The organism is Mycobacterium sp. NGS27, from assembly GCF_059813005.1.
Genome location: NZ_JCALDT010000044.1, coordinates 1 through 442, shown reverse-complemented (window position 1 = coordinate 442; position 442 = coordinate 1). Strand labels below are relative to the sequence as shown.

Below are 442 nucleotides of genomic sequence, written 5' to 3'. Positions count from 1 at the left end.
ATCCAGGCGGCCGCGAAGTTGCAGCGCCACCGCAATGTTGTAGACCGGTGACGGGCCATGGAGCTGATCGAGGAACCACAACCGGTTCTGCGCGAACGACAGCGGAACCACCGCCGGCCGCTCACCGGCCACCAACGGCTCCAGCGCGATGTCACCGGCACCGATACGCGGCGCCAGCCGGGCGACCGTGGGCGCCTCGAACAAGGTCCGCACCGCCAGGCCGGCGTCTAGCGCCGTGTTGATCGCGGCGATGACCCGCATCGCCAACAGCGAATCACCACCCAGGTCAAAGAACGACTCATCAATACCAACCCGCTCGATCCCGAGCACCTGCGCATAGATGTCGGCAACGATCTCCTCAATCGGGTTGCTGGGGGCGCGGTAATGGTCGCCGTCCTGATAGTCCGGTGCCGGCAGGGCCCGCACATCAAGCTTGCCGTTG

At 65.8% G+C, this 442-nt stretch carries 1 protein-coding gene; it reads right to left on the bottom strand.

Features of this window, described 5'->3' with window-relative positions; genetic code table 11:
- Nucleotides 1-442, bottom strand: a 442-nt coding sequence (locus tag AC5Y30_RS25490; protein ID WP_499922088.1) for a phosphopantetheine-binding protein, incomplete at both ends; no start/stop codon positions are given.